Origin of the sequence: Synechococcus sp. RS9909, from assembly GCF_014279595.1 — a bacterium.
In the GTDB taxonomy this organism is placed as follows: Bacteria; Cyanobacteriota; Cyanobacteriia; order PCC-6307; family Cyanobiaceae; genus Synechococcus_C.
Genome location: NZ_CP047943.1, coordinates 1,426,085 through 1,451,898 on the forward strand (window position 1 = coordinate 1,426,085; position 25,814 = coordinate 1,451,898).

At 63.9% G+C, this 25,814-nt stretch carries 30 protein-coding genes and 1 other RNA gene; 19 read left to right on the forward strand and 12 right to left on the reverse strand.

Features of this window, described 5'->3' with window-relative positions; all coding sequences use genetic code 11:
* Positions 1 to 34: 34 nt before the first annotated feature.
* The 4 genes from SynRS9909_RS07205 (at position 35) to SynRS9909_RS07220 (ending at position 3,365) form a co-directional block, all read left to right on the forward strand.
* Positions 35 to 214, forward strand: coding sequence for a hypothetical protein (locus SynRS9909_RS07205; RefSeq protein WP_007102443.1), 180 nt, complete (start codon positions 35 to 37; stop codon positions 212 to 214).
* Positions 211 to 1,347 (forward strand): magnesium/cobalt transporter CorA, encoded by a 1,137-nt coding sequence (gene corA, locus SynRS9909_RS07210; RefSeq protein ID WP_007102442.1) that lies wholly within the window; start codon positions 211 to 213, stop codon positions 1,345 to 1,347. Before SynRS9909_RS07205 ends, corA begins: the two co-directional genes overlap by 4 nt.
* A gap of 61 nt (positions 1,348 to 1,408) precedes the next feature.
* Complete coding sequence (locus SynRS9909_RS07215; protein WP_240307784.1) at positions 1,409 to 2,452, forward strand: PstS family phosphate ABC transporter substrate-binding protein; 1,044 nt, start codon at positions 1,409 to 1,411, stop codon at positions 2,450 to 2,452.
* Between the two features lie 22 nt (positions 2,453 to 2,474).
* The gene (locus SynRS9909_RS07220) at positions 2,475 to 3,365 is read left to right on the forward strand and encodes a CHAD domain-containing protein (RefSeq protein WP_007102440.1); all 891 of its coding nucleotides are present in this window, start codon (positions 2,475 to 2,477) and stop codon (positions 3,363 to 3,365) included.
* On the opposite strand, the gene csaB is transcribed toward SynRS9909_RS07220, so the two are convergent.
* Positions 3,313 to 4,413, reverse strand: coding sequence for a polysaccharide pyruvyl transferase CsaB (gene csaB, locus SynRS9909_RS07225; protein WP_038001346.1), 1,101 nt, complete (start codon positions 4,411 to 4,413; stop codon positions 3,313 to 3,315). The two genes, SynRS9909_RS07220 and csaB, sit on opposite strands and share 53 nt — an antisense overlap.
* Positions 4,414 to 4,484: 71 nt before the next feature.
* Here csaB and SynRS9909_RS07230 point away from each other — a divergent pair, with 71 nt between their 5' ends.
* The 3 genes from SynRS9909_RS07230 to psaK all read left to right on the forward strand — a co-directional run bounded on the left by SynRS9909_RS07230 (position 4,485) and on the right by psaK (position 5,417).
* Positions 4,485 to 4,769, forward strand: coding sequence for a DUF2499 domain-containing protein (locus SynRS9909_RS07230; RefSeq protein WP_007102438.1), 285 nt, complete (start codon positions 4,485 to 4,487; stop codon positions 4,767 to 4,769).
* Complete coding sequence (locus SynRS9909_RS07235; RefSeq protein ID WP_007102437.1) at positions 4,766 to 5,095, forward strand: DUF3593 domain-containing protein; 330 nt, start codon at positions 4,766 to 4,768, stop codon at positions 5,093 to 5,095. The genes SynRS9909_RS07230 and SynRS9909_RS07235 overlap by 4 nt, the downstream gene beginning before the upstream one ends.
* 64 nt (positions 5,096 to 5,159) lie before the next feature.
* Positions 5,160 to 5,417, forward strand: coding sequence for a photosystem I reaction center subunit PsaK (psaK, locus tag SynRS9909_RS07240; RefSeq protein ID WP_038002002.1), 258 nt, complete (start codon positions 5,160 to 5,162; stop codon positions 5,415 to 5,417).
* Between the two features lie 78 nt (positions 5,418 to 5,495).
* On the opposite strand, the gene dxs is transcribed toward psaK, so the two are convergent.
* Positions 5,496 to 7,442, reverse strand: a complete 1,947-nt coding sequence (gene dxs / locus SynRS9909_RS07245; RefSeq protein ID WP_007102435.1) for a 1-deoxy-D-xylulose-5-phosphate synthase — start codon at positions 7,440 to 7,442, stop codon at positions 5,496 to 5,498.
* A 70-nt stretch (positions 7,443 to 7,512) separates the two neighbouring features.
* On the opposite strand from dxs, the gene ilvA reads away from it, so the two are divergent.
* The 3 genes from ilvA to SynRS9909_RS07260 are packed head-to-tail and all read left to right on the forward strand — an operon-like array spanning position 7,513 to position 9,959.
* Positions 7,513 to 9,054: a threonine ammonia-lyase, biosynthetic gene (gene ilvA / locus SynRS9909_RS07250; protein WP_007102434.1), complete on the forward strand. Its 1,542-nt coding sequence runs from the start codon at positions 7,513 to 7,515 to the stop codon at positions 9,052 to 9,054.
* Between the two features lie 46 nt (positions 9,055 to 9,100).
* Complete coding sequence (scpB, locus tag SynRS9909_RS07255; protein WP_007102433.1) at positions 9,101 to 9,634, forward strand: SMC-Scp complex subunit ScpB; 534 nt, start codon at positions 9,101 to 9,103, stop codon at positions 9,632 to 9,634.
* A 25-nt stretch (positions 9,635 to 9,659) separates the two neighbouring features.
* Entirely contained in the window at positions 9,660 to 9,959 is a 300-nt protein-coding gene (locus SynRS9909_RS07260) for a YggT family protein (RefSeq protein ID WP_007102432.1), read from the forward strand.
* 14 nt (positions 9,960 to 9,973) lie between these two features.
* Here the strand turns inward: SynRS9909_RS07260 and SynRS9909_RS07265 are convergent, their stop codons facing one another.
* Positions 9,974 to 10,303, reverse strand: a complete 330-nt coding sequence (locus tag SynRS9909_RS07265; RefSeq protein WP_007102431.1) for a nucleoside triphosphate pyrophosphohydrolase family protein — start codon at positions 10,301 to 10,303, stop codon at positions 9,974 to 9,976.
* A 59-nt stretch (positions 10,304 to 10,362) separates the two neighbouring features.
* Here SynRS9909_RS07265 and pyk point away from each other — a divergent pair, with 59 nt between their 5' ends.
* From pyk to SynRS9909_RS07285, 4 genes are all read left to right on the forward strand, one after another.
* Entirely contained in the window at positions 10,363 to 12,129 is a 1,767-nt protein-coding gene (gene pyk, locus SynRS9909_RS07270) for a pyruvate kinase (protein WP_007102430.1), read from the forward strand.
* A gap of 36 nt (positions 12,130 to 12,165) precedes the next feature.
* Complete coding sequence (locus SynRS9909_RS07275) at positions 12,166 to 13,395, forward strand: ABC transporter permease (RefSeq protein WP_007102429.1); 1,230 nt, start codon at positions 12,166 to 12,168, stop codon at positions 13,393 to 13,395.
* 54 nt (positions 13,396 to 13,449) lie between these two features.
* A complete protein-coding gene (gene ftsH, locus SynRS9909_RS07280; protein ID WP_007102428.1) occupies positions 13,450 to 15,366 on the forward strand; it encodes an ATP-dependent zinc metalloprotease FtsH in 1,917 nt (638 codons plus the stop codon).
* Positions 15,367 to 15,445: 79 nt separating this feature from the next.
* On the forward strand, positions 15,446 to 15,649 hold the full coding sequence (locus SynRS9909_RS07285; RefSeq protein ID WP_007102427.1) for a hypothetical protein: 204 nt from the start codon (positions 15,446 to 15,448) through the stop codon (positions 15,647 to 15,649).
* A gap of 50 nt (positions 15,650 to 15,699) precedes the next feature.
* Here SynRS9909_RS07285 and clpP read toward each other — a convergent pair whose 3' ends face one another.
* Positions 15,700 to 16,290 carry an ATP-dependent Clp endopeptidase proteolytic subunit ClpP gene (gene clpP, locus SynRS9909_RS07290; RefSeq protein WP_186593705.1) on the reverse strand — a complete coding sequence of 197 codons (591 nt, stop codon included), beginning with the start codon at positions 16,288 to 16,290 and terminating at the stop codon, positions 15,700 to 15,702.
* Between the two features lie 82 nt (positions 16,291 to 16,372).
* Here clpP and psb29 point away from each other — a divergent pair, with 82 nt between their 5' ends.
* On the forward strand, positions 16,373 to 17,047 hold the full coding sequence (gene psb29, locus SynRS9909_RS07295; protein ID WP_007102425.1) for a photosystem II biogenesis protein Psp29: 675 nt from the start codon (positions 16,373 to 16,375) through the stop codon (positions 17,045 to 17,047).
* A 3-nt stretch (positions 17,048 to 17,050) separates the two neighbouring features.
* Here the strand turns inward: psb29 and SynRS9909_RS07300 are convergent, their stop codons facing one another.
* The 3 genes from SynRS9909_RS07300 to petN form a co-directional block, all read right to left on the reverse strand.
* Positions 17,051 to 18,265 (reverse strand): hypothetical protein, encoded by a 1,215-nt coding sequence (locus SynRS9909_RS07300; RefSeq protein WP_162858330.1) that lies wholly within the window; start codon positions 18,263 to 18,265, stop codon positions 17,051 to 17,053.
* A 137-nt stretch (positions 18,266 to 18,402) separates the two neighbouring features.
* Positions 18,403 to 18,555, reverse strand: coding sequence for a hypothetical protein (locus tag SynRS9909_RS07305; protein ID WP_007102423.1), 153 nt, complete (start codon positions 18,553 to 18,555; stop codon positions 18,403 to 18,405).
* A gap of 1 nt (position 18,556) precedes the next feature.
* On the reverse strand, positions 18,557 to 18,658 hold the full coding sequence (gene petN, locus SynRS9909_RS07310) for a cytochrome b6-f complex subunit PetN (protein ID WP_006041398.1): 102 nt from the start codon (positions 18,656 to 18,658) through the stop codon (positions 18,557 to 18,559).
* 72 nt (positions 18,659 to 18,730) lie between these two features.
* Between petN and clpS the strand changes: the two genes are divergently transcribed.
* The gene (gene clpS, locus SynRS9909_RS07315; RefSeq protein WP_007102422.1) at positions 18,731 to 19,027 is read left to right on the forward strand and encodes an ATP-dependent Clp protease adapter ClpS; all 297 of its coding nucleotides are present in this window, start codon (positions 18,731 to 18,733) and stop codon (positions 19,025 to 19,027) included.
* 15 nt (positions 19,028 to 19,042) lie between these two features.
* Entirely contained in the window at positions 19,043 to 20,455 is a 1,413-nt protein-coding gene (locus SynRS9909_RS07320) for a BCD family MFS transporter (RefSeq protein ID WP_007102421.1), read from the forward strand.
* Between the two features lie 18 nt (positions 20,456 to 20,473).
* Here SynRS9909_RS07320 and SynRS9909_RS07325 read toward each other — a convergent pair whose 3' ends face one another.
* Complete coding sequence (locus SynRS9909_RS07325; protein WP_007102420.1) at positions 20,474 to 20,701, reverse strand: hypothetical protein; 228 nt, start codon at positions 20,699 to 20,701, stop codon at positions 20,474 to 20,476.
* Between the two features lie 76 nt (positions 20,702 to 20,777).
* On the opposite strand from SynRS9909_RS07325, the gene SynRS9909_RS07330 reads away from it, so the two are divergent.
* Positions 20,778 to 21,056, forward strand: a complete 279-nt coding sequence (locus SynRS9909_RS07330; protein ID WP_007102419.1) for a DUF2103 domain-containing protein — start codon at positions 20,778 to 20,780, stop codon at positions 21,054 to 21,056.
* Positions 21,057 to 21,077: 21 nt separating this feature from the next.
* Here the strand turns inward: SynRS9909_RS07330 and ssrS are convergent.
* From ssrS to SynRS9909_RS07345, 3 genes are all read right to left on the reverse strand, one after another.
* A non-coding RNA gene (gene ssrS / locus SynRS9909_RS07335) (6S RNA) lies at positions 21,078 to 21,261 on the reverse strand.
* Between the two features lies 1 nt (position 21,262).
* Positions 21,263 to 22,447 (reverse strand): 5-(carboxyamino)imidazole ribonucleotide synthase, encoded by a 1,185-nt coding sequence (locus SynRS9909_RS07340; RefSeq protein WP_007102417.1) that lies wholly within the window; start codon positions 22,445 to 22,447, stop codon positions 21,263 to 21,265.
* A 79-nt stretch (positions 22,448 to 22,526) separates the two neighbouring features.
* Entirely contained in the window at positions 22,527 to 23,423 is an 897-nt protein-coding gene (locus SynRS9909_RS07345; RefSeq protein WP_186593706.1) for a carbohydrate ABC transporter permease, read from the reverse strand.
* Between the two features lie 66 nt (positions 23,424 to 23,489).
* Here SynRS9909_RS07345 and aroB point away from each other — a divergent pair, with 66 nt between their 5' ends.
* A complete protein-coding gene (gene aroB / locus SynRS9909_RS07350; RefSeq protein WP_038001342.1) occupies positions 23,490 to 24,605 on the forward strand; it encodes a 3-dehydroquinate synthase in 1,116 nt (371 codons plus the stop codon).
* Positions 24,606 to 24,619: 14 nt separating this feature from the next.
* On the opposite strand, the gene SynRS9909_RS07355 is transcribed toward aroB, so the two are convergent.
* Positions 24,620 to 25,777, reverse strand: a complete 1,158-nt coding sequence (locus tag SynRS9909_RS07355; RefSeq protein ID WP_240307783.1) for a class I SAM-dependent methyltransferase — start codon at positions 25,775 to 25,777, stop codon at positions 24,620 to 24,622.
* Between the last annotated feature and the right edge of the window lie 37 nt (positions 25,778 to 25,814).

Consider the following 25,814-nt stretch of genomic DNA (forward strand, 5'->3'; position numbering starts at 1 on the left):
TCGATGAAATGGAGCGTCGCTCGGCCGACTTCCGATGACAACGCTGCTGTGGAAACATCGCAACGACGTGATCGCTTGCCTGGTGCTCCAGGGGTTGCTGCTGCTGATCGGCGCCGCGCTGCACGCCCTGCTGCTCTCCCAGCCCCTCCCCTCTGACTCCGGACGCCACAGTCTGGTGCTGCCAAGATCGGGCCAAGCCATGCCAACGCCATGACGACGGCGTCCAACGCCTCGATCAGTTATCAGGACAGCATTCCGGAACCGATCCGACTCCCGGACAGGCCGGGGGAGATGCCCTCCCACCTGTTCGTCCATGGGGGTCTGGCACCGGTGAGTTGCCGGGCTCTGGACCTCAGCGACACCGCCGTCGGCTGGCAGCCGATTCGCAACGGAGCCACGCTCCGGGCCCTGCGCCAGGAGGGACAACCGCTCTGGGTGCAGATTCGCGGCCTGGGCGATCGCCCCCTTCTCGAAGACCTGCTCAGCGGCCTCCACCTGGATCACGAGCTCTGGCCCCTGCTCCTCGATGCCCCCCAACAGGCGCGGGTCGACTCCTTCCCCCAGGCCGTGCTGGTGGTGCTGCATCAGTTTTCCCTGGCGTCCAATCAGGTGCATCTGATCAGTGAGCAAATCGCCCTGTTGTTGGTGAATGATCTCCTGATCAGCATTCACGAAAATCCCCGCAGCGATTTCAGTGATCTTGAGGCCTGGATTCAGAGCTTGGAAGCACCAGAATCCGATCTTGATCTTGACAATCTGCTCCATTATCTGATTGACGAAGTGCTCGACACCCAGTTGCCCATGCTGGAAATCATGCGCAGCTCTTTCGATGATCTGGAGGAGGCGGCCCTCATGAGGCCGAAGCCATCACTCCTGAATCGCGCTTTTCAGCTGCGGATGAATCTGCGTCGCACCCGGCGACAGCTCTGGCCCCTGCGCAATCAGCTGATCCGCCTGCTCAGGCAGAGCCAGCGCCTGCTCGGCCCCGGCGCTCGCCAGGGCCTGCATGAGATGGCCGAACACGTGAACACCCTGCTCGACATCGGTGAACAGATCCAACGCCAGGCTGACGCCGTGACGGATGCCTACTTGGCGAGCACAGGCAACCGGATGAATCAGATCATGAAAACGCTCACCATTGTGAGCACAATCTTTGCTCCGCTCACATTCATCGCTGGGATCTATGGCATGAACTTCGAGAACATGCCCGAACTCAAGTGGAAATACGGCTACGCCTATTCCCTTCTCTTGATGACGATCATCGCCGCTCTCCAGGCCTATTTCCTCTGGCGACGGGGTTGGTTTCAGGACTGGACCGGTGGTCGACAAGGAAAACGGCTGCCATAACGCTGCATTAACCCTGGTTCGGAACGCACCGTTCAAGATGGAAGTGTTGAACCGACTCCTGATGGCCTTCCGCAAGCCTCTGGGTGCCTTCGCCGTGACCGCTACGGCCCTGACGTCGTTGCTGGCTGTTGCAGCCCAACAGCCGCTGCTGGCTCAGGCGACCATCCGGATCAGTGGGTCAAGCACCGTGTATCCGATCACGGCCCGGGCGATTCAACGCTTCGAGAAGACAAGCGAAGGCAAAAACGTCAAATTTGATCTGAAGGAAACGGGGTCGAGTGCCGGCTTCCGCGACTTCTGCAGCGGCAAGGTGCCGATGGCCAATGCCTCCCGGCCGATTTCCAGCAAGGAGATCAAGGCCTGCAAGGCCAAAGGGATTCAATTCATTGAACTGCCGATCGCCTTTGATGCGATCACCGTGGTAGTGAATCCCAAGAACACCTGGGCCACCACGGTGACCCCGAAGGAGCTGTCGCGCCTCTGGCGCAAGCAGGCCCAGGGAACCGTGACCCGCTGGAACCAGGTGAACCACGATTTTCCCGATCAGCCGATCCGGCTCTGCGGCCCTGGCAATGATTCCGGCACTTACGACATCTTCAACAAAGCGATCAACAAGTCGACCACCAACACGCGTACGGATTACACGGCCAGCGAAGACGACAACGTGTTGGTGAAGTGCGTCGCCACCGATCCCAATGCCCTTGGCTATTTCGGCTTCGGTTACTACAAGAAGAACAGCCAGCGCCTGAAGGCCCTCAAGGTGGTGAATCCGAAGGGCAATTCGATTGCGCCGTCGGTGGCCAACGTGCAGAAGGAGTTGTATCAGCCCCTCTCACGCCCCCTGTTTCTCTATATCAACGACAAGACCCTGAATCAGAACAAAGCCTTCCGCAGCTTTGTCACCAGCTACCTGCGCCATGCCCAGTCGTTGGTGGAGAAAGCCGACTACATCCCCCTGCCTTCCCGCACCTACCGGCTGGTGGAGAGCAAGCTCTATCGCCAGATCCTCGGCACCTCCTTTGGCGGCAACATCCCGGTGGGCCTGACCATCGCTCAAGTTCTCGAGCGCAGCTTCGATCAGCACAAGAAACCGAGCTATCGCTGAAGGCAGACGGGGGTCTGCAGCCGTGGATGCAAAGCCGGATCGCATCGACGCCTATGCCTGTGAACGCATCGCCACTGAGCTGAAGCGCATCGTTGGGCTCCAGGCCGATGTGCTCGAAGACCGCGATCCTGAACCGCTGCATCAATTGCGGGTGAGTCTGCGGCGCTTGCGTTGCGTCCTGCTGCAGTTCGAACCATTCCTGGTGTTACCGAGCGGTGCCACACCCCGCCGGGTGGGGCGAATGTGCGCCAAGCTCGGCCTGGCCCGTGATCTGGATGTGTTGCAGGAGCTGGTGGGCTCCAGCTTCGCCGAGATGCTGGGGCCGCAGGCGTCCGAGGAACTGGCGCCCCTGCGCAAGGCCCTCAGCCGGGAACGGCGCCGGGCCGCGGAGGAGATGAAGCAATCGCTTCGCAGCACGGCCTACCTCAAGGTGATTGCGCGACTGCAACGCTGGCTGCGGGAGCCGAGCACCAGGCCGGCAGCATCGATGCCCATGCAGGCCTGGATCGATGAATTGATCATGCCCTGGCTGCCACCCCTGTGGCTGCATTCGAGCTGGACGCTCGATCCCCTTGAGCATCCCCAGGAACTGCACAGCCTGCGCGGCCGCATCCGGCGCTGCCGTTACATGATCGAGAACCTCGAACCGATCTGCTCGGCGCCGCTCTCGGCCCATCTGCAACGGTTCAAGACCCTGCAGGACATTCTCGGGCAACTGCACGATCTGCATGTGTTCGACAACCTGGTGGAGGACGCCCGCATCAACCTGAGTGCGCACCAGACCAAAACAGTGCTCCAGCTCAGCCACCAGCGCCAGGAGAGGCTGGCGGCCCAGTGGCAGCTTCAGAGCCGTCGCATGCTCAGGAGTTCGCAACGCAAGGTCCTGATCCGTCGGCTGACCACACCGCGTTGAGCGTCGCCTGGTGCACGCCGGCGTTCTGCCGGATCCGGGCGAGACGCTCCGGATTCGGGACTTGGCCGATCTGCTGCTGCCAACAGGCCGCAATCACCTCGGCGGCAGGCAGATCGGCCAGTTCATGGCAGGGAACTGCGGCCGTTGCAGCTGCAGCGGCCACCTTCGGGTCATAACTCAGGGCCGCGCAGGGCGCACCCGCCAGTTGAGCGAGCACCAGAGCATGCAGCCGCATCGGAATCACCAGCCGTGAGCGGGCGAAGCGATCGAGCACATCGGGAAGGGAGCGGGCGACGGCGGTTGTGCTGATCGCCTGCAGCCTGGCGGGAAGCAGCCCCTGATCGCTCAACCAGCTCAGGAGTGGCCCATCCTGCTCCGCGTGGAATGCCAACCAGAGAAGGGAGACGTCGGGTTGGCTGGCCATCAGCTGATCCAGCGCCTGGCCGAGACGGCGCCATCCCTGAGGATCCAGCAAGGGGGTGGGCCGCCAGCAGAGCACGATCGGGCCATCACCATGGCGGGGGCTGCCGGGGTGACACCACACAGGGTCGGGCCCCATGGCCATCGGCACTGGAATTCGCCAACGCTGCGCCAGGGCCAGGGAGGCGGGATCGCGCCAGCTGATGCGGCTCGCGCAAGCGAGGCAACGCCGCACCAACCAACGGCTGCGACGGCGGCGCAGGGGCCCCAGCCCCTGGCCCCAGAGCACCACCGTGAGGCCGCGGGCGCGGGCGATCAGCAACAGGGTCAGGTAATAGAGCAGGCTTTTGAAGCTGGTGCTGTCTTGGAGGAGGCTGCCGCCACCGAACACGAGCACATCGGTCTGCTTCAGGGCCCGAACGGCCGCCAGCAAGGAGCGACGCGGCACCAGGCGGGCAGACGGGGCCCGTTGCAGCACGGGCGTTGGATCGTGGGCCGTGATGCTGAGCTGACAGTCGTCAGGCAGCTGACGCAACAGCACATCGAGCAGGGCATCGTCGCCAAGGTTGTGTTCGCCGTAATAGCCGCAGAGCAACACCCGCCTGCGCCCTGAAGCCCTCTGGCCCATGAGGCTCTCCGATCGCACGTCATTATTGGCCAGCTGCTGCGGCCTAGACTTTTCAAGGTTCTCCAGTGCCCATGCACGCCCTCTCGCTCGGCACTTGGTGGATCCATGTCGCCTCGGTGTTGGAGTGGATCGTGGCGATTGTGCTCTTGCAGCGACTGGCCACGCAACAACGGGAACCGTCCCTGAACTGGTTGGCGCTGGCGATGACTCCCGCCCTGATCAGTGCCATGGCCGCCTGCACCTGGCACTGGTTCGACAACGCTGAAGCGCTGCGGTTTCTGGTGGTGCTCCAGGCCGCGTGCACCTTTCTGGGGAACGGCACCCTGGCGCTGGCCGCCTGGAACCTGCGCCGATGAACCCGGATCAGATCAACCTGGCCATCGCCGCGATTGATCCGGCGCCCCTGTTCGCCCTCTCTCTGGTTCCCTACCTGCTGTTTATCTGGTGGGCGCAGCGGCGTCAGCTGATTCCCAGGCTCAGCCTGCTGGGCTTCCAGCTCACCCTGCTGTTCGTGGCGGTCACGATTGCTGCGGCCTTGGTCGCCGACCAACGCTTCGGGGCGGAACTGGTGGACGTCGACGGCCTGCATGGGGGTGCTGAAGCCTTTCTCACCCTCAGCAATGCGGTGATCGTGGCGGGGCTGATCGGCCGTTTGCGTGACCTGCACCGGCCCGGTGAATAACTCTTACGAGGAGCAGACCGGAGGCTGCTGAAACCTGAAGATGGAGCGTCGCATCATGATTGGCATGCTCCCCTCGCTTCTGGCCATCGCCCCTGCCACGGTTTCCTGGACCCCGAAAGTGGCCCTGGTGATGGTGGTTTGCAACGTTCTTGCCATCGGGATTGGCAAGGCCACGATCAAATATCCGAATGAGGGAGCCAAGCTGCCCAGCCCGGCATTCTTCGGCGGCATGGGTCATGCGGCCCTGTTGGCCACCACCAGCCTGGGCCACATCCTCGGCATCGGTGCGATCCAGGGTCTTGCCGCCCGCGGCGTACTCTGAAAGCGATTCGGTGTCGTTCCAATCGAACCAGCGGCCCCACGGGGCCGCTTTTTTGATGGTTGTGTTGGTAACGGCAACTCAGCCAAGAGCAGCCGTCGCGGCGACGCTGGAGCTGACCTGAGCTGAACCTGCGCGCAGGGGAGCGCTGCCAAAGCGAGCCACAATCCGCTCGGCCATCTGATCGGGCGTGAGGCCCAGGCTTTCGAAACTCTGCTGGGGTGTGGCGTGGTCCACCAGGGTGTCGGGGATGCCAAGACGGAGCAGGGGCACGTGCAGGTCTTGATCGCTGAACGACTCGAGCACCGCAGCCCCGAAGCCACCGGCCAGAGCACCCTCTTCCATCGTCACCACCCGACCGATCCGGCGGGCCAGGGGATGAATCAGCTGCTCATCAAGAGGTCGCAGGAAGCGGGCATTGACCACACTGGCCTCGATGCCCTGCTGGGCCAGGCGATCAGCCGTGGCCATGGCGCGATTCACCATGGAGCCGTAAGCCACGATCAGGAGGTCGTCGCCGTCGCGAATCTGCTCACCGCAGCCGATGGGCAAAGGTTCCCAACCTTCCTCCATCAGCGGCACCCCCTCGCCGGGACCGCGGGGAATGCGAAGGGCGGTGGGGCCATCGTGTTGCAGACAGGTCACGAGCATGCGCTGCAATTCAGCCTCATCGCGGGGAGCCATCACCGTGAAATTGGGCACGGCCCGGAAGTAGCTGATGTCGTATTGACCCTGGTGGGTCGGGCCATCGGCACCGACAATGCCGGCCCGATCCAACACGAAGGTGACGGGCAGATTCTGGATCCCCACATCATGAATCAGCTGGTCGTAGGCGCGCTGCAGGAAGGTGCTGTAGATCGCCACAACCGGCCTGAGCCCCTCGCAAGCCATGCCTGCAGCCAGGGTGACGGCATGCTGCTCCGCAATGCCCACATCGACATATTGCTCGGGAATCGCTTTCTGGAGCAGATCCAGGCCCGTGCCGGTGGCCATGGCGGCGGTGATGCCGATCACCCGGGGATCCTGCTCACAGAGCTTCACCAGGGTCTGGCCGAACACCTTGCTGTAGCTGGGGGGTTTGGGGGTTTTGCTCGGTCGTGCCTTGCCGGTGGAAAGATCGAAGGCCGACTGAGCGTGATAGCCCACCTGGTCGGCCTCGGCATAGGGGTAGCCCTTGCCTTTGGTGGTGACCACATGCACCAGCACAGGTCCGCCAACGCGATGGGCCGCCTGGAAGGTGCGCACCATCTCGGCCATGTCATGGCCATCAATCGGCCCCATATAGGTGAAGCCGAGCTCTTCAAACACCGCACCGACCTTGGGCACCGCCAGTCGCCGCATGCTGCCCTTGAGGCGGTTCAGTTCCGCTGGCAGCTCACCACCCATGAAGGGCAGATGCTTCATGCTCTCTTCCACGGATCCGGAGAGGAACTGCATCGGCGGGCTCAGCCGCATGCGATTGAGATAGGTGGAGAGAGCGCCGACTGGCGGTGAAATCGACATGTCGTTGTCGTTCAACACCACCACGAACGGCGTGTGCGGCAGGTGGCCGGCGTGATTGATCGCCTCAAGAGCCATGCCGCCGGTGAGGGCGCCATCGCCGATCACGGCCACGCATTTGAACTGTTCACCGCGGCGGTCTCGGGCGATCGCCATCCCCAGGGCCGCTGAGATCGAGGTGCTGGCATGGCCAGCACCGAAATGGTCGAAGTCGCTCTCACAACGCTTCAGATATCCGGCCACACCCCCCTGCTGCCGCAAGGTGTGGAAGTCGCCGTAGCGGCCGGTGATCAGTTTATGGGGATAGGCCTGGTGGCCCACATCCCACACCACCCGGTCGTGATCCAGATCGAGGGTTTGATAGAGGGCCAGCGTCAGTTCCACAACGCCGAGGCCAGGCCCCAGATGGCCACCGCTGTTGGAGACCACTTCCAGGTGACGCTCACGGATCTGCCGCGCCACATCCTCCAGCTCAGCCATCGAGAGGCCATGCAGCTGATTCGGATGGGTTAATTCGCTCAGATGCATGCCCGTCCCACGGCCGATCCGGGCAATCTACGGGGCCTACGGCGGATGCGGCGGTTGCCAGACTGACCCAATGGATCATTACCTGCCCCGCATTCTGCGCGCCCGTGTCTACGACGTGGCCCGGGAAACGCCGTTGGAGCCGGCCGCCAATCTGAGTGAACGACTCGACAACGCGATCTGGCTGAAGCGGGAAGATCTGCAGCCGGTGTTTTCGTTCAAACTGCGCGGTGCCTACAACCGGATGGCCCAGCTCTCACCGGAGCAGCTGTCGCGCGGGGTGATTGCCTCCAGCGCAGGCAACCATGCCCAGGGTGTGGCCCTGAGTGCCGAGCACCTCGGCTGTCGGGCCGTGATCGTGATGCCGATCACCACCCCCGAGGTGAAGGTGGACGCGGTGCGGCGTCGCGGCGGCACGGTTGTGCTGCATGGCGAGACCTATGACGAGGCCTATGCCGAAGCCCGTCGGCGCAGCGAAGCGGAGGAGCTTTGCTTCATTCATCCCTTCGACGATCCGGAGGTGATCGCCGGGCAGGGCACGATCGGCATGGAGATCCTGCGTCAACTGCCGACGCCGCCGGATGCCATCTATGTCGCCGTCGGCGGCGGTGGACTGATCGGCGGAATCGCCGCCTATGTGAAGAGCCTCTGGCCCGATGTGGAGGTGATCGGGGTGGAACCCCACGACGCCGCCGCCATGACCCTGTCTTTGGAAGCCGGTGAACGGATTCGCCTCCCCCAGGTGGGCCTGTTCGCTGATGGAGTCGCCGTGCGGGAGGTGGGGGAGCACACCTTTGCGATCGCCCAGGAGCACGTGGACGCCATGGTGACTGTGAGTACCGATGAAATCTGCGCGGCGATCAAGGACGTGTTCGAAGACACGCGCTCGATCCTGGAACCCGCCGGGGCCCTGGCGGTGGCGGGGCTCAAGGCCGATGTGATGCGGCGGGGGTTGCGGGGACAACAGCTGGTGGCGGTGGCCTGCGGCGCCAACATGAATTTCGATCGGTTGCGCTTCGTGGCCGAGCGCGCCGAACTGGGCGAGGAACGGGAAGCGATGCTCGCGGTGCAGATTCCGGAGCGGGCCGGCAGCCTCCGCCACCTCTGCGAGCAGCTCCAGAACCGCAGCCTCACCGAATTCAGCTATCGCATGGCGGCTGGCGACACCGCCCAGATCTTCATGGGCGTGCAGGTGCGGGACCACGACGACCGTCTGGCGCTGATCGAGCAGCTTCAGGAGCAGGGCTTCGCATGTCAGGACCTCAGCGACGATGAACTGGCCAAGGTGCATCTGCGCCACATGGTGGGGGGGCGACTTCCCCAGGGGGCCCTGGAGGCGGCAGGCCAGCACTGCCAGGAATTGCTGTACCGCTTTGAGTTCCCGGAGCGCCCCGGCGCCCTGATGACCTTCGTGACCGCCCTGCATCCGGACTGGACCATCAGCATCTTCCATTACCGCAACCACGGCGCCGATGTGGGTCGGATCGTGGTGGGCGTGCTGGTGCCCGAAGCGGATCGGGACGCCTGGAACGACTTTCTGCGCGATCTCGGCTACGGGAGCTGGGAGGAAACGGGCAATCCGGCCTATGCCTTATTTCTCGGCCATCGCCCCTGAGGCCGATGGGCGGTAGCTTGAAGCGTTGACGGCCCGGGGCATCGGGATGGCTGACGACAGCACGATCTCCCTGCCCGCCAGGCTTGAGGCGATTCTCTATCTCAAGGGGCGATCGCTCAGCCTGCGGGAACTCGCCGAACTGGCGACTCGACGCGAGCAGGAGGTGGAGGAGGCGATGGTGGCCCTGATGGCGGCCTACGCCCAACGGGACACGGCCCTGGAGATCAGCGTCAGCCAGGGTCGCTACAGCCTTCAGCTCAGAGCCGGCCTGGGCGAGCTGGTGCGGGATCTGTTGCCGGTCAATCTGTCAACGGCCACGCTGCGCACATTGGCCACAATTGCGCTCAAGAAACGGATCCTCCAGTCAGACCTGGTGGAGCTGCGCGGTTCCGGGGCTTACGACCACATCAAGGAACTGCTCAACCAGAAGTTCATCGAACGCCAGCGGCACAGCGAGGGGCGTTCCTACTGGATCAGTCTCACGGAAACGTTCCATCGCACCTTCTCGGTGCTGCCCGCCACCGGGCCTGTCGAGCCCGCCACCGATCCTGTCGACACCAGCACCGACGAAGCTGCATAGAGTCTGGAGAGATCAGCAGTCATCGATGGCCTTCGAACTCGCCTCCAACCTTCTGCAGATCCTGGCGCAGACGCTCCAGATCTATTCACTGGTGTTGATTGTGCGGGTGCTGCTCAGCTGGTTCCCCAACCTCGACTGGGGCAATCCCGTGCTGAGCACGGTCAGCTCGATCACCGATCCTTACCTCAACGCGTTCCGGGGGCTGATCCCGCCGATGGGGGGGCTGGATCTCTCCGCAATCCTCGCCTTCATCGCCCTCAGCCTGATGCAACAGCTGCTGATGTCAGCCAGCTTTGCCTTTGCCAGCGGCATGGCGTCCTATTGAGGTCCAGGCCCGCTTCAGCGATGGTCGCCACTGCCACTGAGGCGGCCCCTGGCGGCACGACTGGCCAATTTGGCCAGGTTGGCTGCCGCCACCTCCTCCAGGCTCAGGCCCAGTTCACTGGCCAGCTGGGCGACATACCAGAGCACATCGCCCAGTTCCAGCTTGAGCTCCTCGCGCACCGTCGCATCAAACACACCACCCCGATCCCGGAGCACCTTCTTCACTTTGTCGGCCACCTCGCCGGCTTCACCGCTGAGCCCCAGGGTGGGATAGATCGGATTGGCGCCAACGTGGGGATACAGAGCCGTGGTGCGGGCGGATTGCTGATAGCTGTTGAAGTCCATTTTAGAACGGGTCCTGACAGGCCTGGAGGGTAGATTCCGCAGTGACTCTGGCGCCGCTGATGGCCCTCATCGATCTGACACGCCGTACCAAGATCGTGGCCACCATCGGCCCCGCCACCGAAAGCCCCGAGCGGATCCGCGAGCTGATCCAGGCTGGAGCCACCACCTTTCGACTGAATTTTTCCCACGGCGATCACAGCGAGCACGCCACCCGCATCGCCACCATTCGTCAGGTCGCCAGCGAACTGAGCCAGCACATCGGCATCCTTCAGGATTTACAAGGGCCGAAAATTCGTCTGGGGCGCTTCGCCCTTGGCCCCATCACCCTGGCCAAGGGTGATGCCTTCGCGCTCACATCACGATCCGTAAGCTGCGATCAGCAGATCGCCACGGTGACCTACGACAAGCTGGCCGCAGAAGTGAGTGCCGGCAGCCGGATTCTTCTCGACGACGGTCGGGTGGAGATGAAGGTGGAGCGCGTCGATCAGGCCGAGCAGACCCTGCACTGCACCGTGACCGTTGGCGGCGTGCTCTCCAACAACAAGGGGGTCAATTTCCCCGATGTTCAGCTCTCGGTGCGGGCTCTCACCGAAAAAGATCGGATCGATCTCGCCTTCGGTCTGCAGCAAGGGGTCGACTGGGTGGCGCTCAGCTTCGTTCGCAATCCCTCCGACATGCAGGAGATTCGCGAACTGATCCGCCAGCACGGCTTCTCCACTCCAGTGGTGGCCAAGATCGAAAAATTTGAGGCGATTGATCAGATTGATGCGATCCTGCCGCTCTGCGACGGCGTGATGGTGGCCCGGGGGGATCTGGGCGTGGAAATGCCCGCTGAGGAGGTGCCGCTCCTGCAGAAGGAACTGATTCAGAAAGCCAACAGCCTCGGCATCCCGATCATCACCGCCACCCAGATGCTCGATTCGATGGCCTCCAGTCCGAGGCCCACCCGCGCCGAAGTAAGCGACGTGGCCAACGCCATTCTCGATGGCACCGATGCGGTGATGCTCTCCAACGAAACCGCAGTGGGGGATTACCCGATTGAAGCGGTGGAAACGATGGCGACGATCGCCCGGCGCATCGAGCGGGATTATCCGCAGCGCAGCATCGACAGCCATCTGCCGAGCACGATCCCCAATGCGATCAGCAGCGCGGTGAGCACCATCGCCAGCCAGTTGAATGCGGCGGCGATTCTGCCGCTCACCAAAAGTGGTGCCACGGCCCACAACGTGAGCAAATTCCGCCCTGCCGCACCGATCCTGGCGATCACCAGTGAAGTGGCCGTGGCCCGAAAACTGCAGTTGGTGTGGGGCGTGACCCCGCTGGTGATCGCCCAGCAGAGCACCACCTCAGGCACATTCACCACCGCCATGGCCGCCGCCCAGGACAAAGGCCTGCTGAAGGAAGGGGACCTGGTGATTCAAACCGCCGGTACCCTGGCAGGCGTCGCCGGCTCCACTGACCTGGTCAAGGTGGGCATCGTCAGTGCCGTGCTCGGCCAGGGCACGGGGGTGGGTCAGGGCACGGTGAGCGGCCGGGTCCGCCTCGCCCAGTGCCCGGGCGATGCCTGCAAGATCGAACGGGGGGAGATCCTCGTGGTGCATGACACCACTGCCGATGATGTCGACGCGATCCGCGACGCAGCCGCCGTGATTACCGAAGTGCCGGCTGCAACCTCCCATGCGGCCCTGATCGCCCAGCGACTCGGCACCCCCCTGATTGCCGGCGTGGCCCATGCCACCCGTCACCTGCTGGAAGGGGAAGTGGTGACCCTGCAGATCAAGGACGGGCTTGTGCATCGCGGCACCAGCATCAACACAGCCCTCTGATCCGCCAGGATCGCCTTAACCAGCAAGGGAACCCTGATGGCGCGCAAGCTACCGCTGAGGGACACCGTGGGCATGGCCCTCAACACCCTGCGGGCCAATCGGCTGCGCAGCCTGCTCACCATGCTCGGGATCATCATCGGCAACGCCTCGGTGATCAGCCTGGTGGGGGTGGGCCGGGGCGCCCAGAACCTGGCGGAAGACCAGCTCAGCAACCTGGGCGCCAACGTGCTGTTTGTGGTGCCAGGCAGTAACGACACCCGGCGGCAGGGGGTGGCGTTCCCGAAGACCCTGGTGCTCGAAGACGCGGAAGCGATTGAAGCGCAGGTGCCCAGCGTGCGTCGGGTCGCCCCCCAGATCAGCAGCAGCAACGTGGTGCAGGTGGGATCGCGCAGCGCCACGAGCTCCATCTCCGGTGTCACACCCGAGTTTCTGCCCGTGCGCAGTTTTGAAGTGGCCCGAGGTCGCTTCCTGTCTGAACAGGATCTTCAGGCCGCCCGCAGTGTGGTGGTGATCGGGCCCGATCTCAAAGACAAGCTGTTTCCCAGCGGGTCCGCCATCGGCCAGATGCTCCGCATCCGCAACCAGAGCTTTGAGGTGATCGGTGTGATGGCACCAAAAGGGGCCGTGTTCGGCAGCAATCAAGACGAAAATGCTTACATCCCCCTCACGACCATGGTGAGCCGGCTCACGGGCCGCGATCCCACCTATGGCGTCAGCCTCAGCTTCATCAGTGCTGAAGCCAACGACGAAGCGAGCACCGGTGCCGCCAAATTCCAGATCACCAATCTGTTGCGCCAGCGGCATCGCATCCTCCGGGAGGATGACTTCGCCGTGCGCTCTCAGAAAGATGCGCTCACGATTGTGAGCACCATCACCGGCGGCCTGACCCTGATGCTCGGCGCGATCGGTGGGGTCTCCCTTCTGGTGGGAGGCATCGGCATCATGAACATCATGCTGGTGTCGGTGAGTGAGCGCACCGAGGAGATCGGCCTGCGCAAGGCCCTTGGCGCCCGTCGCGCCGATGTGTTGTCGCAATTTCTGGTGGAATCCCTCGTGCTCGCGAGCCTCGGTGGCCTGGTGGGCACCGCGGTGGGTCTCGGCAGCGTTGCCGCCGTTGCTTCCCTCACGCCTCTGCCGGCGAGCATCGGCGCCAGCACCGTGTTGATCACGGTGTCACTGTCGGGCTCGATCGGCCTCTTTTTCGGCGTGGTGCCGGCCCGTCGTGCCGCCCGCCTCGATCCGATCGTGGCCCTGCGCAGCCTCTGAAGCCAGCGATCACGCGGTGGTCACACTTACAGTCGTGGGATCGAATGATGATTTATGAACCAGCGCTGGCGCCAGATCGCACTCTGGATTCTTCCCATCGGCGTCGCGCTTCTGCTCGGCTGGCAGCTGCTCGGCCAGGGTGGTCTGCAGGCGCTCCGGCCGGGGGGTCCCACCGTGGCACCGCGGAATGCGGCCGTGGCCCGCATGAGCTACGGACGTTTCCTTGATTACGTGGAATCCGGCCGCGTCACCGCTGTTGACATCTATGACGGTGGCCGCAATGCGGTGGTTGAGGCTGTGGATCCCGACCTCGACAATCGGGTGCAGCGCCTGCGGGTGGATCTGCCTGGCCTGGCGCCCGAACTGATCAACACCCTCAAGCAGGAGGGCATCAGTTTTGACATTCACCCACCGCGGACGACACCGCCCGCTCTGGGCATTCTCGGCAACCTGCTCTTCCCCCTGCTGCTGATCGGCTCCTTGATCTTTCTGGCACGTCGGTCCAGCGGGATGCCCGGTGGTCCTGGCCAGGCGATGCAGTTCGGCAAAACCAAGGCCCGCTTCGCCATGGAGGCGGAGACCGGCGTGAAATTTGACGACGTGGCCGGCGTTGCCGAAGCAAAGCAAGACCTCCAGGAGGTGGTGACCTTCCTGAAACAACCGGAGCGCTTCACGTCGGTGGGTGCCCAGATCCCCAAGGGTGTGCTGCTGGTGGGTCCTCCGGGAACCGGCAAGACCCTCCTGGCGAAAGCAATCGCCGGCGAAGCCGGCGTGCCCTTCTTCTCCCTCTCCGGCTCGGAGTTCGTCGAGATGTTTGTGGGCGTTGGTGCCAGCCGCGTTCGCGACCTGTTCAAACGCGCCAAGGAAAACAGTCCCTGCCTGATCTTCATCGACGAGATCGATGCGGTGGGCAGGCAACGCGGCGCCGGAATCGGTGGTGGCAATGATGAGCGTGAACAAACTCTTAACCAGCTCCTCACGGAGATGGATGGTTTTGAAGGCAACAGCGGCATCATCATCATCGCGGCCACCAACCGCCCCGATGTGCTCGATTCAGCGCTGATGCGCCCGGGGCGTTTCGACCGTCAGGTCACGGTGGATGCTCCCGACATCAAGGGCCGGCTGTCGATCCTGGAAGTGCATGCCCGCAACAAAAAGCTCGATTCCGAGCTTTCGCTCGACAGCATTGCGCGTCGCACCCCCGGGTTCACCGGCGCCGATCTGGCCAATCTGCTCAACGAGGCCGCGATCCTCACCGCCCGCCGCCGCAAGGAAGCGATCGGTTTAGCCGAAATCGACGATGCCGTCGATCGGATCATCGCCGGTATGGAAGGTCAGCCGCTCACCGACGGACGCAGCAAGCGCCTGATTGCCTATCACGAAGTGGGCCATGCCCTGGTGGGCACTCTTGTGAAGGACCACGACCCGGTTCAGAAAGTCACCCTGATTCCAAGGGGGCAAGCCCAGGGCCTCACCTGGTTCTCCCCCGATGAGGAGCAGATGCTGGTGTCGCGAGCCCAGCTCAAGGCCAGGATCATGGGCGCCCTCGGCGGACGAGCTGCGGAAGACGTGGTGTTTGGTCACCAGGAGGTCACCACCGGCGCTGGCGGCGACATTCAGCAGGTGGCCTCGATGGCCCGTCAGATGGTGACCCGCTTCGGCATGAGTGACCTTGGACCGATGTCCCTCGAGGGGGGCAGTCAGGAAGTGTTCCTTGGCCGCGATCTGATGACCCGCAGCGACGTGTCCGACGCGATCTCACGTCAGATCGACGAACAGGTGCGGGCGATCGTGAAATGCTGCTACGAGGAAACCGTGGCCCTGGTGCAGGCCAACCGCGACCTGATGGATCGCCTGGTGGAACGCCTGATCGAGATCGAAACCATGGACGGCGACGAATTCCGTGACATGGTTGCCAAAGCGACAACGATCCCCGAGAAAGAGCGATTTTCACCCATTCTTAACCTCTGACCCGGTATTTGGCCGCTTCATTTCCTAAATTGATGTGGATTGACAGCTAAGCATGAAGGACGAAGGGACACGCTCTCCCATGGAGGGTTTCAGCAGCTTCCGCGGCGACAACTGGAGCCCTCAACGCCTGATGTTTCATCAGAATTTAGAGCAGTTTGCCGATCGGGTTGGTTTGATTGTGGGTCTGCAAGCCAATGGCAAAATTGACCAAGATGCTGCTTTCGATGAGATCAAGTCTCTGTGGGCTGAACTAAAAGGAAGCAAAAAAGACCTTCTAAAATAGAAGGTCTAACAAACAACCTGTTGATCTCAACTGAGATGAAGTGAGCTCGACTAAACCGAGTGAACCGGCCGGCGATCAATCACGGAATCAATCAAGCCATAACTCACCGCATCTTGCGGTGACATGAAAAAGTCGCGATCGGTATCCACCTGAATTTTCTCCAAAGGTTGGCCGGATCGTTCGGCGAGCTCACGGTTGAGCTTATCTTTCAAGAAGAGAATCTCATCAGCCTGGATGCGGATATCACTGGCCTGCCCTCGGGCCCCACCGAGGGGCTGGTGAATCATGATGCGTGAATGCTGCAGACTGCTGCGCTTGCCCTTGGCTCCGGCACAAAGGAGAAAAGCGCCCATACTGGCCGCAAGACCGACACAGACCGTATGAACGTCGGGCTTGATGTGTTGCATCGTGTCAAAAATCCCGAGCCCGTCATACACGGATCCTCCAGGGGAGTTGATATAGAGATAGATATCCTTGTCGGGATCTTCCGCTTCAAGGAAAAGCAGCTGGGCCACAATGCGATTGGCTGAATCGCTCGTGACGGGCTCACCGAGAAAAACAATCCGCTCCCTGAGAAGACGGGAATAAATATCAAAGGCCCTTTCTCCCCGGCCCGATTCCTCGATCACGATCAGGATCATGCTGCTCCAGCGTCGGATCCACCGATCTTAACGGCGCCATCAGCGACGCTAAGGTCATTGTCATCTTCTTTCCGTGCCAACGTTGGCTGAGCATCAGACCATTGCTGACAGCAAGCGCGCCTTTCACACCGCCTTCCCGTTTGTCATTCCGCCGCTCTATCGGCGCACGGCCGACGAGCTGCTTGTGGAGCTGCACCTGCTCAGCCATCAGCAGCAGTTTCAGGTGGATGCCCTGTTTGCCGTGGGCTTGCGTCAGGTGTTTCGCGCCTTCACCCGCGGCTACAAACCGGGGCAGCACCTGGCCTCTCTGTTTGAAGCCCTCTGCAGCAGCACCGGATTCCATGCAGGCGAGCTGGAAAGCCTGGCCGATCAAAGCGAAGCCGCCGTGCGTGGCCATTCCATTGAGGAGGTGCGCCATTGGCTCGAACACGGAGGCGATGGCGCGCCGGCTCCTCTCGCCTCCGTGCTGCAACGGGCCGATAGCAGCGGCTTCCACTACTCACGCCTGATGGCCGTGGGTCTGCTCAGCCTTCTTTCGGAAGCCCAGGGTGATCAAGCCGACCCGGAGCAACTGCGCAAACTGGCCCATGAGTTGAGCGGACCGCTCGGGTTTGCCCAAACCAGGGTTGAAAAGGATCTCGGTCTTTACGCCAGCAACCTCGACAAAATGGCTCAGGCGGTGGAACTGATGGAGGAGACCCTGGCGGCGGAACGCCGCAAACGGGAACGACAGCAACAGGAGGCTGCAAGCAGCTGAAGCTCAGGAGCCAAAGCTGAGTCGACCGTCACAGCGCAGCCAGTCCGACTCCATCGTCCCCCCCGGGAGGGGCCTGAGCTCAAGGTTGAGGAGGCCGGCATCGCGCACCACCTTGGGCCAACGGCCAGGTAGCAGCTGCAACGCCTGCAGTTGCTTCGGCCGGGCCTGCAACTGCAGCCCCTGGCCTGGGGGCATCGAGGCCGCCGTGCGCCAGGGGGAGTCGGCAGGTGGCCGCCCCAACCCGATGCTGAGCAGCGCCGTTGCAGGCTGTCCTTTCGTGGCGATCCATCGCCAACCTCCCACGAGCGGGCTCCCAGGCCGCTGGGGATCCTCGAACAGCACCTCCCCCGGTGGGGTGTCGGCCTGGGCGGCTAGGCCACGCTCGATCAAACGACTCTCGATGCGTTCGAGGCTGCGGCGCCAGCGCCTCCCGTTTCCCGGAAGAGGAATCTGGATCTCCAGACCGGCCTGAAACGACCCCTTGGCCTGCGCAGTCAATTGCAGGGCAAACGGCCGGCTCGACAAGGCGGTGCGCGCCTTCTGATCAATGCCGTAGTCCTTCTCCAGAGGGGTCTGAATGATCCGCCGTGACAACAGGGCACCGAGCACATCCGCCAGTTGAGGCCCGCGCAGGCTCAACAGGGTCTGGGCCGGCAGCGGCTCAGGTTGGGGCCCGGGGTCGGCTCGGTCCGCCTTGAATGTGGCGGGTGCTGCCGCAAGGGGACGACGCCCCACCACCCCCTGCCACCGCAAGGCACGCCCCTGCAGTGCAAGCGACAGACAGCCATGGCTGGCCCGTTGCAGCAGAGGCGCGAGAGTGCCACTGACCGAGGCCAGGCCATCAGACGACCAGAACACCGCGGGCCCCTGCTGCAAACGGCTGAGGCAGTTCCTCGCGAGGGGCGACGTTGCCGGCGGCGCCCCGGCAGCGTTCAGACGCTGCAGCAATTGCTGGCGATGCAAGGGATCGGCAGCGGTGGCAAGAACCCCCTGAACCGGGGTGAGCATCAATCCCGAGCGATCGGCCGCAGGCAGCAAGGTGGCGGGAAGCACGAGATAGGCCTCCCCGTCCGTGCTCCACGCCTGCCACCAGATCGCCGACCCCTGGCGATTCCAGAGTTCCTTCGCCCTGCGAAGGCCAAGTCTCTGGGTCCAGAGCTCGGGCACGGGCCGGCTGGGGTCACCGCGAAAACCCTGCAGCAACTGCGTGGCGGCCATCAGGCGACTGAGGCCCGTCTCTCGGGATGGCACCCTGCGATGACTGGATGCGGAGTGAAGCCACACCGCCACAGCGCCAGTGCAGGTGAGCAACAGCACACCCCCGATCGTGAAGGGCCGAGCGAACAGCTGCTGCTTCAGCCTTTCCGCGCAATGCCTCGCCGCCGCCGCCGATCGCGCCATTCAATGGTGGAGAGATAGATCACGGCCACGCTCACGAACACGAGCAGCGCAGCCGCGGTGAGGGCCAGCGCCTGACCGAAACCGGGATTGAGCAGAAACTCCTGCACCTCAGAAGTTCAGAGTGCCGTCGCCGTTACGCCCCCACACCACCATGGCGATGGAAAAACTGAACACGGCGGCCAGGGAGGCCCAGGCAAGGGTGAACAGCATGGAGGTGCAAGCGAATGTTGAGACTTTAACGAGGCCCACGCCCGGATTCGCCAGCGCACCTGATTGCTCACCATGACTGTCACACCCACAGGCACAGCCACCGTGCTGGACCGCGCCACCAGCCGAAGCGATTACCCCCAGGCGCGGGTGATCGTGCTCGACGATGACGTCAATACCTTTCAACACGTGGTGGATTGCTTGTGCCGGATCATTCCAGGGATGGGATCCGAGCGCGCCTGGGACCTGGCCCACCGCATCGATTCTGAAGGAGCTGCCGATGTGTGGTCTGGTCCACTGGAGCAGGCCGAGCTTTACCACCAGCAGCTGAGCGCCGAGGGGCTGACAATGGCACCACTCGAGCGCTGCTGAGGAGCGGAGCCAGCCATGACCGCAGCCACCACAGGGCCGGAGGCACTCAACCCCAGCCAACGCCTTGGCTGGATCGATCTGATGCGCCTGAGCCTGTTTCAGGCCTGTCTGGGCACTCTGGCGGTGGTTTTCACCGGCATGTTCAACCGGATCCTGATCACGGAACTGGCCTTTCCAGCCCTGCTCGCCGGCGGCGGCCTGGCCTTTGAACAACTGGTGTCACCTTCACGGGTTCTGTTCGGCCATCTCAGTGATTCCAGGCCCTGGTTCGGTGCCCACCGCACCCCTTACATCCTTCTGGGGGCCGTCGGCATCTGCCTGCTGGCAGCGCTGAGCGTGCCGATGAGCTTCGCCGTGCGCGAAGCGATCACAAGCGGCTCCGTCGCCCTTGGCACCGCCGGGGTGCTGGCCTTCTGCGGCTTGTTCGCAGCCTACGGACTGTGCACCTCCCTGGCGAGCACCTCCTATCTGGCCCTGGTGATCGATCGCTCCAGCGAAGAGGAACGTCCCCGCTGCATCGGCATCATCTGGGCGATGCTCACGGTGGGGATCGTGGTGGGAGCCATCGTCATCAGCGTGGCGACCCGTTCCATGGATGGGATCGAGACACCCGAACTCCTCCAACCACTGCTGCAGAGCTTCATGCAGCGGGTGGCCCTGGCGGTCCTGCTGCTGACACTGCTGGCGATCCTGGGCATGGAGCGCCGCCGCAGCAAAGCTGGGGAAACGGCGATGCAGGACCTTGTCACCCTGAACGATGCCTGGGCCGTGATCACGTCCAGCCGCCAGATTCTGGTGTTCTTCGGGTTTCTGGTGCTGTACACCCTCGGACTCTTCCTCCAGGATCCGATCCTCGAAAGCTTCGCCGCCGAAGTGTTCGGCATGCCGATCTCGAAAACGACGCTGCTCAATGCCTACTGGGGCTCGGGAACCCTGGTCGGTCTGCTGTTTGCCGGTCTGTGGTTCACCCCGAAGGTGGGGAAGTTGGCCACCGCCCGGATCGGTTGCTGGCTGGTGGTGCTGTCTCTGGCGCTGTTGCTGCTCACCGGCTGGTTGGAGGCGATGCGCTTCCTTCCAGCGGTGATGGTGCTGTTCGGGCTGGCGGCAGGTATCGGCACCAACAGCGCTCTCACCTTGATGCTCGATCTGACGCTGCCGGCCATGGCTGGCACCTTCGTGGGGATCTGGGGCCTTGCCCAGGCGCTCTCCCGCGCCCTGGGCAAGGTGGGCGGCGGTGGCCTTCTCGATCTGGGCCGGCGCCTGTTTCCGGATCAGGGGCCGTTCAGCGGCTTTGCCCTGGTGTTCGGTGTCGAGATCGTCGTGATGATCGCTGCTGCCCTGGTGCTCAATCACCTCAGCGTGCGGCAATTCCGCTCAGCAACGGCCCAGCGGCTGGAGACGGTGCTGCTGGCGGAGATCGAAGGCTGAAGGCCTTCGATCTCCGCCTCAGGCGGCAGGTTGGCGGCTGGATCGGGCGAGACGGAGCATCACCGAAGTCCTCAGCCGATCGGTCTGGGCATCCATTACGTAGCGCAGGATTCGCCCGGGCGAAAAGGCCAGACCCCGCACCTCATGGCCGTGCACCTCAGCCGTGAGCACCCGAACCTCGACGCCGCAACGCTCCGCCAAGGGCCCGGAGACCTGGTGACGCAGGGCATCCACTGACTTGAGCATCACGCCGACAGGAGACCTGCCTTTGTCGTAGCCAGAGCCGCTAATTTCGACCAGTCGCAACGCAAGGTGCCACCGCTTGGGCCGTCTGGTGATCACCCACAGCACCTATGTGGAGGGCCTGATCGACTGGCTCAAACTCCTGGCTGGCGATCCGAGGATTCAAACGATCACCCCGGCCGTGATCCGCCGGGTGCGCGGTCGCGCCCCCGGCCTGCTGCTCAGGGTGTCGGCACCGATCCGCGGTGGCCACAAACTGGTGGCGCGCCGGGGCAGCAGTGTCCAGGAGGTGTTTGTGGTCACCGATCTGAGTGCGGAGGAACTGAGCGATCGGATCGGGCGCTGCCGGCCCGCCTGAACACCGGGCCTGGAGCGAAGGGGGTGAACCGCCGTGCCGTGCGAGCCCCAGTGATCGACCTGGATGAACCAGAAGGGGTAACAAAGTGGGGATTCGTTTCCGGCTGCTGGGCCGGTCTACGGCACCGTCACGACAGTCGCCCCAAGTCGACAGAGAGTCAGATCAGAGCACTAGAGAAAGGCTGTCACCAACACGGCAGTCCGCTTTCAATCTAAGGGCAGAGGCCAGATCGCTCGGATCGCGCCCCGCAGTTCCCGCGCTTCGTGAAACCGCCCTTCACCATCCGTCTGCTCCAGAAGCACCGTGACATGCCCGAGCTTGCGGCCAGGGCTCTCCTCAGCCTTGCCATACCAATGCAGGTGAAAGCGCGGGTCGGCCTTCAGAGCCTGGAGTCGCTGCTCCAGAGGCGTCGCCTGATCGGCATCCAGGCCGAGCAGATTCACCATCAGCGCCCCCTGACAGAGCAGGTCGGGATCAGGGACCGGCAGTCCGGCCGTGATGCAGAGCTGCTGGTCGAACTGGCTGCTGCTGCAGGCTTCAATCGAAAAATGACCGGAGTTGTGGGTGCGCGGTGCGATCTCGTTCACCAGCAGCCCCTGGGGGCCATAGAACAACTCCAGGGCCATCACCCCCACATAGTTGAGCTTGGTGAGCAGGGATGCGGCCATGTTGTAGGCCGTGGCCTCCACCAACTGCTCCACCGGAGCTGGCGCCAACACCCAGTCGCACACCTGCTGGTTCTGGTGGGTCTCCACGAGGGGCAGGCTGCGAACCCTTCCCTTGCCGTCACGACTCACCACCAACGCCAGTTCCCGCTCATAGGCAACCCAGGATTCGAGCAGCCAGGCGCCGGGATCCACGGTCCGGAGCAGCTGGGCCAGATCTTCGATCGACTGGAGAATGCGCGTGCCCTTGCCGTCGTAGCCCCCGCGGGCCGCCTTCGCCATCACGGGAAACACCCAGCCCTTCGGCAGAGAAGGTGCGCCGGGGTCGATCGACCGGAGTGGCACCCAGGCCGGACCGGGGATCGCCAGGTCATCGAGCAATTGACGCTGCTCCAGCTTGTCGATCAGAGGTTTCAGGCTCGCCAACGTGGGCCGGAAGCGCACACCCTGGCGCTCCAGCGGCATGAGCGCGTCGAGATCAATCCATTCATTCTCGAACGTCACGCCCAGGCAACCGGGCACCAGCTCCCGGCTGGCGACGGCATCGAGGGGGTTCGCCTCGACGAGCCGACTCGCCCACGCCGCCGCCGGATCCTCCCGGGAGCTGCACTGCACCGCCAGGGCCACACCGCGCTGGCGCGCCGCTTCAGCGAGCATCTGGGCCAGCTGCCCGCCCCCGATCACTCCGATGGTGTCGGTGGCCAGCTCCCTCGGGGTGGTGGTCATCGCTGGCGGGCCCGGCACTGCCCGAAGAATGCCATTCCACGCTGCATCGCGCTGCCTCAGGTCAGATCAGGGCCTCGCCTCAGATCAGGCCCCGGTCGCCGGCAAACACCAGGCGCACCAGCGTGAGCAGCATCACCAGCAGAAACAGAGCCAGACCGACGGTGCAGGCATAGCTGATCTCCAACTCGGCGAAGGCCTGGTCGTAGACGTAGTACACCAGGGTGCGGGTGGCATCAGCCGGGCCGCCCTGGGTCATCAGGAACACCTCCTCGAACACTTTCGTTGCCGCAATGGCGGAGATCACCGACACCAAGGTGATGTACGAGCGCAGCAGGGGCAGGGTGATGTCGACATGCTGGCGCCACCCCTCGCTCCCATCCAGCTCAGCCGCCTCGTAGAGCTCGCCGGGAATGCCCTGGAGCCCCGCGAGAAAAATCACCATGTAGTAACCGAGGCCTTTCCAGAGGGTCACCAGCATCACCGAGGGCAAGGCCAGCAGAGGGTTGGTGAGAAAGCCGATCGGCTCGAAACCGGCGCCGATCAACACCGACAGCCAGCCATTGATCAAGCCGTTCTCGGCGTAGAGCCAACGGAAGGCGATCGCAGCCACCACGATCGACACCAGCACCGGGGTGTAGAAGGCCGCCCGCAGCCCATGCATGCCAGGCAGGCTTCGGTTGACCAACACCGCCAGGGCCAGGGAGCCAAGCACAATCGGCGGCACAATCCCAATCAGATAGAGCAGGGTGGTGGCCAACACCCGATAAAACATCGGATCGAGGCTGAGCCGTCGCAGGTTGGCCAGGCCAACGAAGCGCAGCGGTTCACTCACATCCAAGCCGGTCTGGGTGAAGGTCATCACCAGGGCCATCAGGGCTGGAATCAACACCGACAATCCGAGCAGGATCAAGGCCGGCGTCAGAAAGGCCCAGGCGGTGAGGGTCTGGCGGGATCGGGCGATGCGGGGCCGGAACACGTCACGTGATCGAACGCTTGGCGGGAGCGTAGGCGGAGTCCAGCATCGGAACGGCAGAGTGGGGTGATGAACAGGTCTCATTCAGGACTGATGCGCATCCCGGTGGCGCTTGAGCAGCAGCCCTACGAGGTGATGATCGAAGCGGGCGGCCTCGATCGTTTGGGGCAGCGTCTGAGCGATGCCGGGGTCCGCTCCGGTCGCAAGCTGCTGGTCGTGAGCAATCCCGACGTGGCCACGCCCTACGGCGAGCGCTGCCTCACCTCGCTGCGGCAGGCGGGCTTCGACGCCCACCTGGTGGTGCTTGAGGCGGGAGAAGATCGCAAGACCCTGGCCAGCATCAGCCTCATTCACGATGCGGCCTTCGCCCAGCGGCTGGAGCGCAGTTCCCTGATGGTGGCTCTGGGCGGCGGTGTGGTGGGCGACATGACCGGCTTTGCCGCTGCCACCTGGCTGCGGGGCATCGGGGTGGTGCAGGTGCCCACCACCCTGCTGGCGATGGTGGATGCCGCCATCGGCGGCAAAACAGGGGTGAACCACCCCGGCGGCAAGAACCTGATCGGCGCCTTCCACCAGCCCCAGCTGGTGCTGATCGATCCCGACAGCCTCGCCACCCTGCCGGAGCGGGAATTCCGTGCCGGCATGGCAGAAGTGATCAAATACGGTGTGATCAGCGATGCGGAGTTGTTCAGGGAACTGGAGGACGCCGGGGAGCGGCTCGCCTCGATGCGCACCCTGCCGGCCGAACTGCTGAAGCGCATCCTGGAGCGCTCCGCTGCCGCCAAGGCCCGCGTGGTGGCCGCTGATGAACGGGAAGGCGGGCTGCGGGCGATCCTCAACTATGGCCACACCCTCGGCCACGTGGTGGAAACGCTCTGTGGCTACGGCACCTACCTGCACGGGGAAGCCGTGGCGATCGGCATGGTCGCCGCCGGCGAATTGGCCCTGGAGCTCGGGCTGTGGAACGCTGAGGATCAAGCTCGCCAGCGGGCGGTGATCGCCGCCGCCGGACTGCCCGGCCGCTGGCCGGAACTCGACAACGCAGCCGTGCTGGAGTGCCTGCAGGGCGATAAAAAAGTGCGCGACGGTTGCGTGCGCTTCGTGCTGCCCACCAGCTTTGGCAGCGTGGAGATCCGCAGCGACGTGAGCGGCGAGCAGGTGGTTGCCGCGCTGGCACGCTGTTAACCCTTGCGCCACATTCAAGCCAGCGGCGGGTCCTGCAGAAACAACGGGGGCGATGCGGGGTTGCTGGTGCCAGCGCTGCTGCGGCGAAAGGCGATCCAGCGAAAATCACCGAGGCTGCGGGGATCCACCAGGCGCAGCAACGCTTCGCGGCGCGCCAGCAAGGCCTCGAGGCCCGCCCCGCTCTGGTGCTGGAGCCCATGCAGTCGCTGCGCCAGACCGAGCGCCAGCAAGGCTTCGCCCTGACGGCGCTGACCCAGGGGCTGCCAACCGGCGGCCAAAGCCGCCTGCTCCAAAGTCTCCAGACAGAGATGGGCCGTGAGATCCCAGCAACCCGGCTCTTGCAGTGGATCGGGGCTGGCCCGTTGCTGCCGGTAGGCCATCAGGGTGCCGCCGCTGCGCTGGGGGGCGTAATAACGCCAGGCCTCAAGGGCGTAATCGATCACCAACAGCACACCGGAGTCCAGGGCTGCGGCTGCAGCCCTTAACCACGGACCCTGCTCGGGATGGAGCTCCGTGCACCAACCGGGGGCGTGCTGAGCACCAGGCGTCAGAAGCCCGAGGGGTTCAAGCTGGGCGAGCTGCTCAGGCCCCAGGGGCTCGCCGGGCTCAAGCCGCAGCGAGGGCTCGGCTCCCGGCACCTGCTGGAGGGCCACCTGCTGACGACGCCAGAGGGCGCCATCCCAGACGATCCGCTCCACCGCCAGGGCATCGAGCACCTCATGGGCCAGCACCACCCCCCGCACGGGCTTGGCCGCCAACTCCGCAACGCTCGGCCACCGGCAGGGAAGCGGGCAGTGGCGCAAGCGCGCGCGCTGCCGCTCGGCCATGCCGGCATTGGGTTCCAGCAGCAGCAACGTCGTGCGCGCTGCCAGCTCGGGCCAGCCAGCCGTTAGCTCCTGGGCCAGATCCCAAGCGCAATCGCCTTCACCGGGGCCGGCTTCCACCAGGGCCAGGGGCTGATCGATCGGTTGCTGCTGCAGCCACTGGGCGATCTGGGGCGCCAGGAGGGCAGCGAAATCCGGGCCCAGCGACGGGGAGGTGGCGAAATCGCCGCGGGGACCCACCTGCAGGCGGCCGCTGCCGTAGGCCCCATGCTCGGGGTGATGGAGCGCCAGTTCCATGAACTGCCGAAAGGGAATGGAGCCGCCCCCCGCTGCCAGTGCGGCAGCCATCCAGGCGGGGCAGGCAGCACCGGAAGCGTTCATTGGA

Excerpts from the sequence above, each read along its gene's own strand:
- SynRS9909_RS07205 (WP_007102443.1), top strand. The coding sequence starts at position 35 with ATGACAACGCTGCTGTGGAAACATCGCAACGACGTGATCGCTTGCCTG.
- corA (WP_007102442.1), top strand. The coding sequence starts at position 211 with ATGACGACGGCGTCCAACGCCTCGATCAGTTATCAGGACAGCATTCCG.
- SynRS9909_RS07215 (WP_240307784.1), top strand. The coding sequence starts at position 1,409 with ATGGCCTTCCGCAAGCCTCTGGGTGCCTTCGCCGTGACCGCTACGGCC.
- csaB (WP_038001346.1), bottom strand. The coding sequence starts at position 4,413 with ATGGGCCAGAGGGCTTCAGGGCGCAGGCGGGTGTTGCTCTGCGGCTAT.
- SynRS9909_RS07230 (WP_007102438.1), top strand. The coding sequence starts at position 4,485 with ATGCACGCCCTCTCGCTCGGCACTTGGTGGATCCATGTCGCCTCGGTG.
- SynRS9909_RS07235 (WP_007102437.1), top strand. The coding sequence starts at position 4,766 with ATGAACCCGGATCAGATCAACCTGGCCATCGCCGCGATTGATCCGGCG.
- psaK (WP_038002002.1), top strand. The coding sequence starts at position 5,160 with ATGCTCCCCTCGCTTCTGGCCATCGCCCCTGCCACGGTTTCCTGGACC.
- dxs (WP_007102435.1), bottom strand. The coding sequence starts at position 7,442 with ATGCATCTGAGCGAATTAACCCATCCGAATCAGCTGCATGGCCTCTCG.
- ilvA (WP_007102434.1), top strand. The coding sequence starts at position 7,513 with ATGGATCATTACCTGCCCCGCATTCTGCGCGCCCGTGTCTACGACGTG.
- scpB (WP_007102433.1), top strand. The coding sequence starts at position 9,101 with ATGGCTGACGACAGCACGATCTCCCTGCCCGCCAGGCTTGAGGCGATT.
- SynRS9909_RS07260 (WP_007102432.1), top strand. The coding sequence starts at position 9,660 with ATGGCCTTCGAACTCGCCTCCAACCTTCTGCAGATCCTGGCGCAGACG.
- SynRS9909_RS07265 (WP_007102431.1), bottom strand. The coding sequence starts at position 10,303 with ATGGACTTCAACAGCTATCAGCAATCCGCCCGCACCACGGCTCTGTAT.
- pyk (WP_007102430.1), top strand. The coding sequence starts at position 10,363 with ATGGCCCTCATCGATCTGACACGCCGTACCAAGATCGTGGCCACCATC.
- SynRS9909_RS07275 (WP_007102429.1), top strand. The coding sequence starts at position 12,166 with ATGGCGCGCAAGCTACCGCTGAGGGACACCGTGGGCATGGCCCTCAAC.
- ftsH (WP_007102428.1), top strand. The coding sequence starts at position 13,450 with ATGAACCAGCGCTGGCGCCAGATCGCACTCTGGATTCTTCCCATCGGC.
- SynRS9909_RS07285 (WP_007102427.1), top strand. The coding sequence starts at position 15,446 with ATGGAGGGTTTCAGCAGCTTCCGCGGCGACAACTGGAGCCCTCAACGC.
- clpP (WP_186593705.1), bottom strand. The coding sequence starts at position 16,290 with ATGATCCTGATCGTGATCGAGGAATCGGGCCGGGGAGAAAGGGCCTTT.
- SynRS9909_RS07300 (WP_162858330.1), bottom strand. The coding sequence starts at position 18,265 with ATGGCCGCCACGCAGTTGCTGCAGGGTTTTCGCGGTGACCCCAGCCGG.
- petN (WP_006041398.1), bottom strand. The coding sequence starts at position 18,658 with ATGCTGTTCACCCTTGCCTGGGCCTCCCTGGCCGCCGTGTTCAGTTTT.
- clpS (WP_007102422.1), top strand. The coding sequence starts at position 18,731 with ATGACTGTCACACCCACAGGCACAGCCACCGTGCTGGACCGCGCCACC.
- SynRS9909_RS07320 (WP_007102421.1), top strand. The coding sequence starts at position 19,043 with ATGACCGCAGCCACCACAGGGCCGGAGGCACTCAACCCCAGCCAACGC.
- SynRS9909_RS07325 (WP_007102420.1), bottom strand. The coding sequence starts at position 20,701 with ATGCTCAAGTCAGTGGATGCCCTGCGTCACCAGGTCTCCGGGCCCTTG.
- SynRS9909_RS07340 (WP_007102417.1), bottom strand. The coding sequence starts at position 22,447 with ATGACCACCACCCCGAGGGAGCTGGCCACCGACACCATCGGAGTGATC.
- aroB (WP_038001342.1), top strand. The coding sequence starts at position 23,490 with ATGAACAGGTCTCATTCAGGACTGATGCGCATCCCGGTGGCGCTTGAG.
- SynRS9909_RS07355 (WP_240307783.1), bottom strand. The coding sequence starts at position 25,777 with ATGGCTGCCGCACTGGCAGCGGGGGGCGGCTCCATTCCCTTTCGGCAG.